The organism is Achromobacter veterisilvae (assembly GCF_037619525.1).
In the GTDB taxonomy this organism is placed as follows: Bacteria; Pseudomonadota; Gammaproteobacteria; order Burkholderiales; family Burkholderiaceae_B; genus Achromobacter; species Achromobacter veterisilvae.
In genome coordinates this window covers 2,078,161-2,091,654 of the sequence record NZ_CP148753.1, presented here as the reverse complement: position 1 = coordinate 2,091,654, position 13,494 = coordinate 2,078,161, and the positions used below count along the sequence as shown (strand labels likewise).

Here is a 13,494-nt window from a genome sequence, read left to right as displayed (position 1 = left end):
TCAGGCCCCCGGGGCCGCGGCGGGCGGGGCGGCATCGGCCGACACGACGCGCTCGCCCACTTCCAGCCCCTCCAGAACCTGCGCCTGGACGTTGTTGTTCATGCCGATCCTGACCTGGCGCACTTCCGTCTTGTTGTCCTTCAGCACCACGCGCACGGCGTAGCGGCCGTCTTCGCCGCGCTTGCCCAGCGCCGAGGCCGGCACCACCACGGTGTCCTTGGCCTCGCCCAGCACGATGAAGACCTGCGCGGTCATCGAGATGCGCAGCTTCTCGTCGGGATTGGGCACGTCGAACAAGCCGTTGTAGTAGACGGCCGCGGTCGTGGAACTGCCGCTGGAGGACGTCGTCAGCGAGGACGCCGCGTCGTCCTTCTGGATGGAGTCCGGCGCCGGTTCCACCGCGCGCAGTTCGGCGCGGTAGCGCTCGTCGGGTTCGCCGAGGATGGTGAAGTACACCGGCAGGCCCGGCTTCACGCGGGTCACGTCCGCCTCCGAAATCTGCGCCTTGACCGTCATGGTGTCGACCTGGGCGACCTTGATGATGGTGGGCGCGCTCTGGATCGAGTTGACGGTCTGCCCTTCCTTGGTGACCACGGCCACCACCACGCCGTCGATGGGCGACGCGATGCGCGTGTAGCCCAGGTTGACGCGGGCCGTGTCCACCTGGATCTCGGCCTGCGCGATCTGGGCGTCCAGCGACGCGATCTCGGCGCGGGTCACGCCCAGGGTGGCCTCGGCGGTCTCGTAGGCCTCGCGCGAGCTGGCGTCCGCCGCCAGCATCTGGCGCTGACGGCGGAAGGCCAGTTCGGCCTGCTTCAGCATGGCGACCTTGGCCGCCCGTTCCGCGCGCCGGGTCTGCAAGGCGGCTTCGGCATTGCGCAGGTCGTTCTGCTGGGTCAGGTCGTCGATCTCGGCGACCAGTTGGCCTTTCCGGACCCGGTCGCCCAGCGCCACCTTCAGCGATTTCAACTGGCCGGAAACCTGGGCGCCCACGCTGACGCGCTCGATGGCGTCGATCGTGCCGCTGGCCAGCACGCTGTCCTCGAGGTTGGCGCGGGTGACCTCGGCCACGGCGAAGGTGGGAGGCGGCGGCGCCGAGAAGAAGGCGGCGCGCACGGCGAATGCGGCGAGCAGGAGCAGGACGGCTATCAGGAGGTAGCGTTTGAACTTGCTGCGGGATTTTTTCATTGAACCTGCCGAATGGAGCGCCGGGCTTCCGCCCCGCGCCGGTATTGCGAATTGCGGGCGTCAAGCATCCGCCCGATTGTTCCGTTGCGAGAACGATACAACGCTTTGGCGCGCCCCGGCCCGCCGCCCGGCGCGCAGAAGCGCCGAACGTGCCGCCATTTTGCACAATACGCTGCCGAGTTTGCCCCTAGCTGGCGCCCATCGTGAAATCTCGGTATGGCGCCAATTGCGGCAGTGCAAAACACGCGCGCCTCGACATTGGGCGACGATATGGACAGAATGAACGCAGTTAAGCCGTATCCGTGTCTACCTCTCATAGATCCCCCTCCTCGTCTCCCAGTTCCCCGGAATTTTCCGGGGCGGCGCTTTTGTGCGTGCTGGCCATGATGAACCACGTGGCGCTGACGGGGGGACGCATCACCGTCTCGCTGACCGCGCTGCAAATGGGGCTGTCGACCTTCAAGGTGGGCACGCTGGTCGCGGTGTTCGCCGTGCTGCCCATGCTGTTCTCGGTGCGCGCGGGCCGCTGGGTCGACCGGGTCGGCATCGTGCGGCCGCTGGTCATCGGCACGACGCTGGTGGCGGTCGGCACCGCGCTGCCCTTCATTTCCCAGACCCAGTTGGCGCTGCTCATCGCATCCTGCTGCATCGGCATCGGCTTCATGCTGCACCAGGTCGCCACCCAGGACCTCCTGGGCCACGCCGAGCCCACGCAGCGGCTGCGCAACTTTTCCTTCATGTCGCTGGCCCTGGCGGGGTCCGGGTTCTCGGGCCCGCTCATCGCCGGCCTGGCGATCGACCACCTGGGCACCCGGCTGGCCTTCGGCTTGCTGACCGTGGGCCCGCTGCTGTCGGCGGGCGGTCTCTATTTCATGCGTCACCAATTGAAGGCGGTGGATTCGCTGCTTTCCGGCGCAAAAGAAGCGGAAAGGCGCCGCGTTACCGAATTGCTGGCGGTGCCGGCGCTGCGCCGGATCCTGATGGTGAACACCATTCTGTCGGGCGCCTGGGACACCCATTTGTTCGTCGTGCCCATCTTTGGCGTGGCCATCGGCCTGTCGGCCACCACGATCGGCGTCATTCTTGCCTCCTTCGCGGCGGCAACGTTCGTCATCCGCCTCGTACTGCCCTTGATCCAGCGCCGGGTGCGTTCCTGGACACTGGTCCGCGCCGCCATGGCGACGGCCGCCATCGACTTCATGCTTTACCCGCTGTTCACCGACGTTACCGTCCTGATCGTGCTGTCTTTCATCCTGGGACTGGCCCTGGGCTGCTGCCAGCCCAGCATGCTGTCGCTGCTGCACCATCATTCGCCCCCGGGCCGGGCCGCCGAGGCGGTGGGCCTGCGGATGGCGCTCATCAACGGCTCCCAGGTGTCCCTGCCGTTGACCTTCGGCGCGCTCGGTGCGGTAATTGGCGTTGCCCCGCTGTTCTGGGCCTATTCCCTGGCCTTGATGGCCGGCGGCTGGGCCAACCGCAATCCCCCGATCGAATCTGACCGCAAACCGTAGTCGTGAACATTTTGTCTTCCCCTCCCGCCGGCGCCAGCCTGCCTTTTCGCCTCTGGACGCCGGAAGAACGGCAAGACTCCCTGGACGATGCCTTGCGCCACTGGCAATCCGGCGAGGACGTGTGGGTGTACGGCTACGGCTCGCTGATCTGGCGCCCCGACTTCGACTTCATGGAACGCCGGCTCGCCACCCTGCGCGGCCACCACCGGGCGCTGTGCCTGTGGTCGCGCGTCAACCGGGGCACGCCGGAGTGCCCGGGCCTGGTATTCGGCCTGGACCGGGGCGGCTCGTGCCGGGGCGTGGTCTACCGGCTGGCCGGCGACCAGGTGCCCAATTACTTCCCCGCGCTCTGGGAGCGCGAGATGTCCACCGGCGCCTACCTGCCCCGCTGGCTCAACTGCGCGACGGACGGCGGCACCGTCCGGGCGCTGGTCTTCATCATGAACCGGGACAACCCCGCCTATATCCGCGCCCTGCCGGAACCCGAGCTGCTGGCCATCGTGCGCCGCGCCGCCGGCCGCTACGGCCCCTGCACGGACTACGTGGTGCAGACCGCCCAGGCGCTGCGCGCCGCGGGCATCCAGGATGCCCGGCTGGACGCCATCGCCCGCCGGCTCGAACAGGACGGGCGGCCCCTTCCGGAAGGCGGCTGAGGCCGGCGCCCCGCTCCAGACGGCCATCTTGCCGAAGACCTGAGCGGGGTCAATAGGGGGACCGCGGTCCAGGCGGTATAAACTCCCTGTTATCAACGCTGAATCCTTACGCCCATGTCCGTCTCTGATCTGCGTCAAAGTTACGACAAGAATGTCCTGCTCGAAAGCCAGGCCTCGGCTTCGCCGTTCGCGCAATTCACCCTCTGGTTCGACGAGGCCCTGGCCTCCAAGGTGCCCGAACCCAACGCCATGACCCTGGCCACGGTGGACGCCGGCGGCCAGCCCAGCGCGCGCATCGTCCTGATCAAGGGCTTCGACGAGCGCGGGTTCACGTTCTTCACCAATTACGAATCCCGCAAGGGCCTGGACCTGCAGGCCGAGCCCCGCGCCTGCCTGCTGTTCTTCTGGCAGCCGCTGGAGCGCCAGGTCCGGATCGAGGGCGTGGTGGAAAAAGTGGCCGCCGAGGAATCGGACGCCTACTATCACAGCCGCCCCGCGGGCTCGCGCATCGGCGCCTGGGCCTCGCGCCAGAGCCAGCCCATCACCCGCGAAGAGCTGGAAGCCCGGGAACGGGAATTCCGCGAACGCTTCGGCGAAGCGCCGCCGCGCCCGCCGCACTGGGGCGGTTACCGCCTGAAGCCCACCGTCTTCGAATTCTGGCAAGGCCGGCCCTCGCGCCTGCACGACCGTCTGCGCTACGTCGCCGACGGCACGGCCTGGAAGATCGAACGCCTGTCGCCTTGATGCCGGGCGCCCGGCGCGCCCGCCCCAATCCACGATTGCATGACCGCCTCCTCCCCTGATTTTGACGCTGCCTTTTTCCGCACCGCGCTGGGCCGCTACGCCACGGGCGTGACCGTCGTGACGGCCGCCGGCCTAGATGGCGCGCCCATCGGGCTGACGGTCAGTTCCTTCAATTCCGTGTCGCTGAATCCGCCGCTGGTGCTGTGGAGCCTGTCCCGGAGTTCGTCTTCGCTGGCCGCCTTCGAACAGTGCGAGCGCTACGTCGTCAACGTGCTGGGCGCGGAACAGATCGCGCTGGCGCGCCGCTTCGCCACCGGCAAGACCCCCGACCGCTACGCCGGCCTGCCCGTGCACCACGCCCCGGGCGGCACCCCCATGCTGGACGGCCACTGCGCGGCCTGGTTCGAATGCCACAACCGCAGCCGCTACGTCGAGGGCGACCACGTCATCATGGTGGGCGAGGTGGAGCGCTGCGGCCACAGCGCCGAGCCGCCGCTGGTCTTCCATGCCGGCGGCTTCGACCTGACTCCCGCCGGCGACCGGACGGAAAGGAAAGTGCCATGAACACGGACATCGATTGCGTCGTCGTCGGCGCCGGCGTGGTGGGCCTGGCGATCGCGCGCGCGCTGGCCCAGTCCGGACGCGAAGTGCTGGTGGCGGAAGCCACCGAGGCCATCGGCACCGGCACCAGTTCGCGCAACTCCGAAGTCATACACGCGGGCATCTATTACCCGGCGGGCAGCCTGAAGGCCCGCCTGTGCGTGCGCGGCAAGCACCTGCTCTACGGCTATTGCGCGGAGCGCGGCGTGCCGCACAAGCGCCTGGGCAAACTCATCGTGGCCACCAGCGCCGAACAGGCCGCGCAGTTGGAGAGCATCGCCCAGCGCGCCCGCGCCAACGGCGTCGACGACCTGCAGTTCCTGTCGGGCGAAGACGCCATGCGCCTGGAACCGGCGCTGCAATGCACCGCCGCGCTGTCGTCGCCGTCCACCGGCATCGTGGACAGCCACGCGCTGATGCTGTCGTTCCAGGGCGACGCCGAGAACGCCGGCGCCCAATGCGTCTTCCACACGCCGCTGGTGTCCGGCCGCGCGCGCCCCGAAGGCGGCTTCGAGCTGCAGTTCGGCGGCGACGACGCCATGACCCTGAACTGCAACGTGCTCATCAATTCGGCGGGCCTGCAGGCCCCGGCGCTGGCGCGCCGCATCGAGGGCGTGCCGGCCTCCAGCATTCCCACCGATTACCTGTGCAAGGGCAGCTATTTCACGCTGTCCGGCCGCACGCCCTTCTCGCGCCTGATCTACCCCGTGCCGCAGCATGCCGGCCTGGGCGTGCACCTGACGCTGGACATGGGCGGGCAGGCGAAATTCGGCCCCGACACCGAATGGGTCGGCACCGAGGACTACACCCTGGACCCGGCCCGCGCTGACGTGTTCTACGCGGCGGTCCGCAGCTATTGGCCGGCGCTGCCCGACGACGCGCTGGCGCCTGGCTACACCGGCATCCGGCCGAAGATATCCGGCCCCCACGAGCCCGCCGCCGACTTCGTCATCGCCGGCCCGGCCGCGCACGGCGTGCCCGGCCTGGTGAACCTGTTCGGCATCGAGTCGCCAGGGCTGACCTCCAGCCTGGCGCTGGCGGAAGAAACCCTGGCCCGTCTAAATGGATAGGCGCCCCCACGCCGTGCACGCTGCGCGTGCTAGCGGCCCGGCGGGAGGGCTGGCTATTTTTGCCGCCATCTGTTTTCCTTTTTCCTCTTTTGTTTTCTGAGCCATGCAGCACAACGACTACATCCTGACCCTGTCCTGCCCCGACCGCACGGGCATCGTCTACCGCGTCAGCGGCCTGTTGTTCGAATTGGGCTGCAACATCCTGGATTCGCAGCAGTTCGGCGACGAGGAAACCGGCCGCTTCTTCCTGCGCGTGCACTTCGACGCGCCCGCCGGCGTGGCCGCCAGCGACCTGCGCGCCCGCCTGGCCGCCATGTCCGAGGAATACGGCATGGAACTGAAGCTGCACGACGCCCGCCGCAAGGAACGCCTGCTCATCATGGTCAGCAAGCAGGGCCATTGCCTGAACGACCTGCTGTTCCGCGTGCACAGCGGCCACCTGCACGCCGAAGTGGCCGCCATCGTGTCGAACCACAACGACTACGCCGGCCTGGCGGCCTCCTACGGCATCCCGTTCCATTACCTGCCGGTCACGGCCGACACCAAGGCGGAACAGGAACGGCAGGTGCTGGCCCTGGCCGAGCAGGAAGGCGTCGACCTGGTCGTGCTGGCCCGCTATATGCAGATCCTGTCCGAGGACATGTGCCGCGCGCTCAACGGCCGCGCCATCAACATCCACCACAGCTTCCTGCCCAGCTTCAAGGGCGCCCGCCCCTATCACCAGGCGCACGCCCGCGGCGTCAAGATCATCGGCGCCACCGCCCACTACGTGACCTCGGACCTGGACGAAGGCCCCATCATCGACCAGGACATCGAGCGAGTGGACCACACCATGACCGCCCAGGACCTGACCCAGGTCGGCAGCGACATCGAATCCCTCGTGCTGTCGCGCGCGGTCCGCAGCCACGTCGAACACCGCATCCTGCTGAACCGCAACAAAACGGTGGTCTTCCGCTAGGACTCCCGCCAGCCGCCTACGCGCCCTCGTCCGCTTGCGCGGCGGCCACGGCCGCCGCCGTGGCGCTCGCCACGTCGGGCTGTAGATGGCCCTGCAAGCGCTTATACAGACCGATGCGGCGCGCGATGTCCAGCGGCTGGCCCATCAGGCCAGAAACGATCAGCCGCACCTGGCGCGCGTCGCACGCGGCGCTCAGTCCTTCCAGCGCCTCGGCGCCGGTCGAATCCACGTAGATCACGTTCTTCAGGTCCAGCACCAGCGCCCGCGCGGGCAGGTGGTCCTCGAGCGACTCGACCAGCTTGGTGGCGCCGAAGAAAACGGTGCCATACAGCCGCCAGACCGCGACTTTCCCATCCTGCCCGGCCAGCAGGGGCTGCTCGGCGGCCGTGATGCGTTCGGCGCGCGACAGGCTGGAAATGCGGTAGATGAAGGTAATGCACGCGGCAAAGATGCCGAACTCCACCGCGACCGTCAGATCGAAGATCACGGTCAGCAGGAACACCGACACCAGCGTGACGCGGTAAGGCATCCGGTAAGTCTTGAGCCGCGCGAACTCGCGCCATTCGCCCATGTTCCAGGCCACGAACATCAGGATGGCCGCCAGGGTGGCCAGCGGGATGGAGGCCGCCAGCGGCGCGAATGCCAGGATCACCAGCAGCAGCACCAGCGCATGCACCACGCCGGCGACGGGGCTGGTGGCGCCGCTTTTCACATTGGTCACCGTGCGCGCGATGGTGCCGGTGGCGGGCATGCCGCCGAAAAAGGGCGTGACGAAGTTGGCGATGCCCTGCGCCATCAGTTCCTGGTTGGGGTCGTGCCGGTCGCCAATCATGCCGTCGGCCACGCGCGCGCACAGCAGCGACTCGATGGCGCCCAGCACGGCCAGCGTGAGGGTGGGCATGAGCAGGAAGCGGGCCGATTCCCAACTGAACGCCGGCAGGGTGAAGTCGGGCAGCGCCGCCGGTATGCCGCCGAAGCGGCTGCCGATGGTCTCGACCGGCAGCCCGAACACGGCCACCGCCGCCGTGGCCAGCGCCAGCGCGACGATGGAGCCGGGCACGCGGGCCAGCCGGGTCGTCCGGTGGCCGCCCCATTTCGGCAGCCAGCGCTGCCAGCCGACGATCACCGCCAGCGAAACCAGCGCCACCCCGGCGGCCCAGGGATTGAGCGTGGACAGATGGCCGCCGAGCGCGCCCAGGATGCCGAAGAAATCGCCCGGCATGTCGGGAATCGAAAGGCCCAGGAAATCCTTGACCTGCGACAGCGCGATCAGCACCGCGATGCCGTTGGTGAAGCCGATGATGACCGCCACCGGGATGAAGCGCACCAATGTGCCCAGCCTGAGCAGCCCCATCACGAACAGCAGCACGCCGGACAGCGCGGTGGCGATGATCAGGTTGGCCACGCCGTACTGCTGCACGATGTCGTAGACGATGACGATGAACGCGCCCGCCGGCCCGCCGATCTGCACCCGGCTGCCGCCGAGCAAGGCGATCAGGAAGCCCGCGATGATGGAGGTGAAGAGGCCGGCCTCCGGCTTGAGGCCCGAGCCGATGGCAAAGGCCATGGCCAGGGGCAGCGCCACCACGGCCACGGTGAGGCCGGCGCCGAGGTCCTGCAGGAAACGGCTGCGGTCGTAGCCGCGCAGCGCGCTGAAAAGACGCGGACGAAACGAAAAGGGAATAGCCACGATCGACTCCGGAGAAGAAACTGAAACGCCCTCGGATGGGGTTCAGTGCTTCGCCGGAGGGCCGCAATGGCGCAGCCGGGTAATGAAGCGCCGGCGGCGTGTCAGGGGCAGGACCGATCGGTAGAACATGGCTGAAACGAGTGTACTCCTGTCGGCCCGGCGGCGGAGTAATGCCGCGCCACCAGTTCCACGGCCTTTTCCTGCAGCGGCGAACGCGCGGCGCCGGGCCAGATCGCCTGGCTGACCGAGCGGGCCGCGTGCTCGAATGCGATGAACCGCGTGCCCGCCAGGCCGCTGCGCGACAGGCAGGCCGGCACGATGGACACGCCCAGCCCCTGCGACACCAGCGACGCGACGCTCAGCCAGTGGCGCACCTCGTGCCGGATGACCGGCGTGAAGCCCGCCGACACGCACATGGCCAGCACCGTCTCGTAGTAGCTCGGCGAAGCCGCCCGCGCGAAGAACACGAAATCGTCCGCCGCCAGGTCGGCCAGCCGCAGCGATTCGCGGCCCGCCAGCGGATGCGCCTGCGGCAGGCACACCATGAAGGGCTCGGCCACCAGGTCCCGCGCCTCCACCCCTTTCGGCAGGGGATTGGCGTGGATGAAACCCAGGTCTTGCTCGCCGCGCCGCACCGCCTCGATCTGGTCGTGCGAGTTCAATTCGGTCAGCACGTGCTCCACGTCCGGCAGTTCGGCCCGCATCGCGTTCAACAGCGCGGGCAGCCCCCGGTACAGCATGGAGCCGACAAAACCGATGCGCAGCCTGCCGCGCAGGCCCGCGTCCACGCGCTGCACCAGCGTGCGCACCTCCTCCGCCTGGCGCAGCAGCGTCAGGGCCTCGCGGTACAGCACCTGCCCGGCGTCGGTCAGTTCCACGTGGCGGCTGCTGCGGGTCAGCAGCCGCGCGCCCACGTTGTCCTCCAGTTGCCGGATGGCGTAGCTCAGCGGCGGCTGGGAGATATGCAGCCGGACGGCGGCCCGGCTGAAATGGCGCTCTTCGGCCACGGCGATGAAATAGCGCAGCAGGCGCGGATCCAGGTCCATGCTTGTCCCCTTGTTCCTTCTATCTATATTTTTTTTGGATTGTTCTACACAAAAAAGGTATTTGTATAGATTAATCCACCCGCGCACCATCAAGCATCTTTTTCCGTTTTGCAGGATGCCGCCATGGATGCCCCCGTCAAGACCGCCACGCCCGCCGCCACGCCCGTTCCGGATTCGCGCGGCCTGAACCTGTTCCTTGCCGATCCTTACGCCGCGGCGCTCAGCCGGCGCTACCTGCCCCCGGCGCTGCATGCCCACCTGCTGCCGCACCTGGAACGGCTGGGTGAACTGGCGGGCGGCGCCATGGACGAACTGGCGTCGGCGGCCGACAGGAACCCGCCCACCCTGTCCGTGCGCAATCGCGCCGGCACGGACGAATCGCGCATCGACAAGCACCCGGCCTACGTCGAACTCGAACGCCTGGCCTACAGCGAGTTCGGCCTGGCCGCGCTATCGCACCGGGGCGGCGTGCTGGGCTGGCCCGAGCCGATGCCGGTCGCCGCCAAATACGCGCTCAGCCACTTGTTCGTGCAGGCGGAGTTCGGCCTGTGCTGCCCGGTCAGCATGACGGATTCGCTGGCGCGCACGCTGCGCAAGTTCGGCGACCCGGAACTGGTGGCCCGGGTTCTGCCGCAAGTCACCTCCCAGGATTTCGACACGCTGCGCCAGGGCGCCATGTTCATGACGGAACAAGGCGCGGGTTCGGACGTCAGCGCCACCGAAACCACGGCCGAGCCCCAGGACGACGGCACCTGGCGCCTCTATGGCGACAAATGGTTCTGCTCCAATCCCGACGCGGGCTACGCCATGGTGCTGGCGCGCAGCGAGCCGCAGGCCGGCCTGAAGGGGGTGTCGCTCTTCCTGCTGCCGCGCGACCTGCCCGGCGGCGGACACAACGCCTACCGCATCCTGCGCCTGAAGGACAAGCTGGGCACGCGGTCGATGGCCAGCGGCGAAATCCGCCTGGAAGGCGCGGTCGCCTGGCTGGTGGGCGAACGCGGCCGCGGCTTCAAGCAGATGGCCGACATGATCAACAACTCGCGCCTGTCCAACGGCATGCGCGCCGCCGGCCTGATGCGCCGGGCGGTCACCGAGGCGGTCTACTTCTCGCAGCACCGCCGCGCCTTCGGCAAGCGCCTGATCGACATGCCGCTGATGCAGCGCCAACTGGTCAAGATGACGGTCTGGGCCGAACAGGCGCGCAGCGTCATGTTCCAGACGGCGCGCGCGCTGGCCGACGCCGACCAGGGCGGCGGCGATCCGGCGCTGGCCCGCATCCTGACCCCGCTCATCAAATTCCGCGCCTGCCGCGACGCCCGCAAGGTCACCGGCGACGCGATGGAAGTGCGCGGAGGCTGCGGATACATCGAGGAATGGACCGAGCCCCGCCTGGTGCGCGACGCGCACCTGGGCTCCATCTGGGAAGGCACCAGCAACATCGTGGCGCTGGACGTGCTGCGCGCCATCACGAAGGAAAACTCGCTGCCGGCGCTGCGCAGCCACGTCGACCGCCTGCTGGCCGAGGGCGCGCCCTGCCCGCCCGCCCTGGCCTCCTTGCAGGCCTGCGCGCTGGAACAGACCTACGCGCTGGCCGAGCACGCCGCCCGGGACAACCGCGCCGAGCTGGCCCGCCAGGCGGCATCGCTGCTGTACCACGCGGTTTCCCTGGCCGCCCTGCGCTGGGAAGCCGCCGCCCCCGGACTGGAAAACCGGGCGCGACTGGCCGACCAGGTGCTGCTGCACCGCCTGGGCCCGAGCGATCCCTATGCCATCCCGCCCGACGAAAGCGCGGCTTGCCGGGCCATCCTGCAATACGCGCTGTAAACCGACGCCGGCGGCACAGCCGGCGCGCATCCACCACTGGAGACAAAGCATGACCCGTTATCTCGCCCCCTTGCTGCTGGCGGCCGCCGCCGCCATTCCCGCCGCGCCCGCGCTGGCCGCGGATCCCTATCCCTCGGAACGCCCCGTCACGCTGATCGTGCCCTTCCCGCCGGGCGGCCCCACCGACGCCCTGGCGCGCAGGCTGGCGGAGAAACTCAGGCAGCCGCTGAACCAGAACGTCATCGTCGAAAACCGCAGCGGCGCGGGCGGCAACATCGGCTCGGAATACGTGGCCAACGCCAAGCCCGACGGCTACACCCTGCTGTTCGGCACCTCCGGGCCGCTGGCGATCAACGTCAGCCTGTACAAGAAGCAGGGCTACGATCCCCAGACCAGCTTCGCCCCCATCATCCGCATCGGCCACCTGCCCAACATCCTGGTCGTGAACCCGTCGGTGCCCGCCAACAACGCGCAGGAACTGATCGCCTACGCCAAGAAGCATCCGGACGCGCTGAGCTACGCTTCGTCGGGCAACGGCGCTTCCTCGCACCTGGCCGGCATTCTCTTCAACCGCATGGCCGGCACCCAGATCATGCACATCCCCTACAAGGGCACCGGCCCGGCGCTCAACGACCTGCTGGGCGGGCAGGTGTCCATGTCGTTCACCGACATCCTGACGGCGCTGCCCTACGTCAAGGCCGGCAAGCTGCGCGCCATCGGCCTGGCGAGCGCCCAGCGCTCCGACGCGCTGCCCGACCTGCCCACGCTGTCCGAGCAGGGGCTCGCGGGCTACGACGTCAGCGTGTTCTTCGGCATCGTGGCCCCCAAGAACACGCCGGCCCCGGTCGTGGACACCCTGAACCGCGCGTTCCAGAGCGCCCTGTCCGATCCCGGCGTCGCCCAGACGCTGCGCAGCCAGGGCATCGTCGAAGCGCAGGACAAGACGCCCCAGGGCCTGTCCGCCTTCATCTCGGCCGAAGTCCCCAAATGGCGCGACGTGATCGCCAGCGCCCACGTTTCCATCGATTGAACGGATTCCGCATGGCTTCAACCCTACCCAACGCCGGCGCCCTGGCCGGCTGCAAGGTGATCGACCTGTCCCGCGTGCTGGGCGGCCCCTATTGCACGCAGATCCTGGCCGACCACGGCGCGGACGTGCTCAAGATCGAGCCGCCCGGCGGCGACGAGACGCGGGGCTGGGGGCCGCCCTTCCTGGGCGACACCGCCTCGTACTTCATCGGCGTGAACCGCAACAAGGAAGGCATGACGCTGGACCTGTCCCGGCTGGCGGGCCAGGAGCTGCTGCGCCGCCTGCTGGCCGACGCCGACGTGCTGGTCGAGAACTTCAAGCCCGGCACGCTGGAAAAATGGGGCTTGGGATACGAGGCCCTGAGCCGGGAATTTCCAACCCTGATCCATTGCCGGGTCAGCGGCTTCGGATCCGACGGGCCGCTGGGCGGCCTGCCCGGCTACGACGCCTGCGCCCAGGCCATGTGCGGCCTGATGAGCGTGAACGGCGACGCGGAGGGCGAGGCCACCCGGGTCGGCCTGCCGGTCGTGGACATGGTGACGGGCCTGAACGCGGCGGTGGCCATCCTGCTGGCGCTCAACGAGCGCGGCCGCAGCGGCCTGGGGCAGTTCCTGGACATCACGCTGTACGACTGCGCCCTGTCGCTGCTGCATCCGCACGCGCCGAATTATTTCTACAGCGGCAAGGTGCCCGCGCGCAGCGGCAATGCGCACCCGAACATCGCCCCCTACGAAACCCTGCCCACGGCCACCGGCCCGATCTTCCTGGCGGTGGGCAACAATCGGCAGTTCGCGCAGTTGGCGCAGACGCTGGGCGCGCCCGCGCTGGCCGAGGACCCGCGCTACGCCGCCAACGCCGACCGCCTGCGCAACCGCCAGGCGCTGCGCGACGAACTGTCCGCGCTACTGGCCGGGCACGACGCGTCCGCGCTGGCCGACCGCCTGCTGCGCAGCGGCGTCCCCGCGGCCGCCGTGCTGACGGTGGACCAGGCGCTGGCGCATCCGCATACCCGGCATCGCGGCATGGTGCTGGAGCAAGGCGACTACCGCGGCGTGGGCTCGCCCATCAAGCTGTCGCGCACGCCCGCGGCGCTGCGCAAGCTGCCGCCAGAGCTGTAGGATGGATGAAGCGCGAGATCATCGACGCAAGAACCCGGACGCCAAGCGCGCGCAATCCATGC

Annotated in this window: 12 protein-coding genes; 9 read left to right on the top strand and 3 right to left on the bottom strand. The window is 68.7% G+C overall.

All coding sequences use genetic code 11. From position 1 onward, the window contains the following. A complete protein-coding gene (locus WHX56_RS09695; protein WP_287755304.1) occupies window positions 1-1,188 on the bottom strand; it encodes an efflux RND transporter periplasmic adaptor subunit in 1,188 nt (395 codons plus the stop codon). 302 nt (window positions 1,189-1,490) lie between these two features. Here WHX56_RS09695 and WHX56_RS09690 point away from each other — a divergent pair, with 302 nt between their 5' ends. From WHX56_RS09690 to purU, 6 genes are all read left to right on the top strand, one after another. After that, window positions 1,491-2,699: an MFS transporter gene (locus WHX56_RS09690; protein ID WP_129239148.1), complete on the top strand. Its 1,209-nt coding sequence runs from the start codon at window positions 1,491-1,493 to the stop codon at window positions 2,697-2,699. Between the two features lie 8 nt (window positions 2,700-2,707). Further along, entirely contained in the window at window positions 2,708-3,352 is a 645-nt protein-coding gene (locus tag WHX56_RS09685; protein ID WP_165360061.1) for a gamma-glutamylcyclotransferase, read from the top strand. A 114-nt stretch (window positions 3,353-3,466) separates the two neighbouring features. Beyond that, window positions 3,467-4,096 (top strand): pyridoxamine 5'-phosphate oxidase, encoded by a 630-nt coding sequence (gene pdxH / locus WHX56_RS09680; RefSeq protein WP_129239150.1) that lies wholly within the window; start codon window positions 3,467-3,469, stop codon window positions 4,094-4,096. Between the two features lie 39 nt (window positions 4,097-4,135). Continuing rightward, entirely contained in the window at window positions 4,136-4,660 is a 525-nt protein-coding gene (locus WHX56_RS09675; RefSeq protein WP_338881086.1) for a flavin reductase family protein, read from the top strand. Beyond that, window positions 4,657-5,766 carry an NAD(P)/FAD-dependent oxidoreductase gene (locus tag WHX56_RS09670; protein WP_338881085.1) on the top strand — a complete coding sequence of 370 codons (1,110 nt, stop codon included), beginning with the start codon at window positions 4,657-4,659 and terminating at the stop codon, window positions 5,764-5,766. The genes WHX56_RS09675 and WHX56_RS09670 overlap by 4 nt, the downstream gene beginning before the upstream one ends. Window positions 5,767-5,869: 103 nt before the next feature. Then, a complete protein-coding gene (gene purU, locus WHX56_RS09665) occupies window positions 5,870-6,724 on the top strand; it encodes a formyltetrahydrofolate deformylase (RefSeq protein WP_129239153.1) in 855 nt (284 codons plus the stop codon). A 16-nt stretch (window positions 6,725-6,740) separates the two neighbouring features. Here the strand turns inward: purU and WHX56_RS09660 are convergent, their stop codons facing one another. Continuing rightward, window positions 6,741-8,414: a SulP family inorganic anion transporter gene (locus tag WHX56_RS09660; protein WP_287756364.1), complete on the bottom strand. Its 1,674-nt coding sequence runs from the start codon at window positions 8,412-8,414 to the stop codon at window positions 6,741-6,743. A 101-nt stretch (window positions 8,415-8,515) separates the two neighbouring features. After that, window positions 8,516-9,460, bottom strand: coding sequence for a LysR family transcriptional regulator (locus WHX56_RS09655; protein WP_129239155.1), 945 nt, complete (start codon window positions 9,458-9,460; stop codon window positions 8,516-8,518). Window positions 9,461-9,583: 123 nt separating this feature from the next. Here WHX56_RS09655 and WHX56_RS09650 point away from each other — a divergent pair, with 123 nt between their 5' ends. Genes WHX56_RS09650 through WHX56_RS09640 form a run of 3 tightly spaced genes read left to right on the top strand, consistent with a single transcriptional unit; the run spans window position 9,584 to window position 13,432 of the window. Further along, window positions 9,584-11,284, top strand: coding sequence for an acyl-CoA dehydrogenase family protein (locus WHX56_RS09650; RefSeq protein ID WP_338881084.1), 1,701 nt, complete (start codon window positions 9,584-9,586; stop codon window positions 11,282-11,284). A 49-nt stretch (window positions 11,285-11,333) separates the two neighbouring features. Next, on the top strand, window positions 11,334-12,314 hold the full coding sequence (locus tag WHX56_RS09645; protein ID WP_287756362.1) for a Bug family tripartite tricarboxylate transporter substrate binding protein: 981 nt from the start codon (window positions 11,334-11,336) through the stop codon (window positions 12,312-12,314). Window positions 12,315-12,325: 11 nt separating this feature from the next. After that, window positions 12,326-13,432: a CaiB/BaiF CoA transferase family protein gene (locus tag WHX56_RS09640; RefSeq protein WP_287756361.1), complete on the top strand. Its 1,107-nt coding sequence runs from the start codon at window positions 12,326-12,328 to the stop codon at window positions 13,430-13,432. The last annotated feature ends 62 nt before the right edge of the window (window positions 13,433-13,494 follow it).

Coding starts and splice junctions, on each gene's coding strand:
- WHX56_RS09695 (WP_287755304.1), bottom strand. CDS start 1,188: ATGAAAAAATCCCGCAGCAAGTTCAAACGCTACCTCCTGATAGCCGTC.
- pdxH (WP_129239150.1), top strand. CDS start 3,467: ATGTCCGTCTCTGATCTGCGTCAAAGTTACGACAAGAATGTCCTGCTC.
- WHX56_RS09675 (WP_338881086.1), top strand. CDS start 4,136: ATGACCGCCTCCTCCCCTGATTTTGACGCTGCCTTTTTCCGCACCGCG.
- WHX56_RS09670 (WP_338881085.1), top strand. CDS start 4,657: ATGAACACGGACATCGATTGCGTCGTCGTCGGCGCCGGCGTGGTGGGC.
- purU (WP_129239153.1), top strand. CDS start 5,870: ATGCAGCACAACGACTACATCCTGACCCTGTCCTGCCCCGACCGCACG.
- WHX56_RS09655 (WP_129239155.1), bottom strand. CDS start 9,460: ATGGACCTGGATCCGCGCCTGCTGCGCTATTTCATCGCCGTGGCCGAA.
- WHX56_RS09650 (WP_338881084.1), top strand. CDS start 9,584: ATGGATGCCCCCGTCAAGACCGCCACGCCCGCCGCCACGCCCGTTCCG.
- WHX56_RS09645 (WP_287756362.1), top strand. CDS start 11,334: ATGACCCGTTATCTCGCCCCCTTGCTGCTGGCGGCCGCCGCCGCCATT.
- WHX56_RS09640 (WP_287756361.1), top strand. CDS start 12,326: ATGGCTTCAACCCTACCCAACGCCGGCGCCCTGGCCGGCTGCAAGGTG.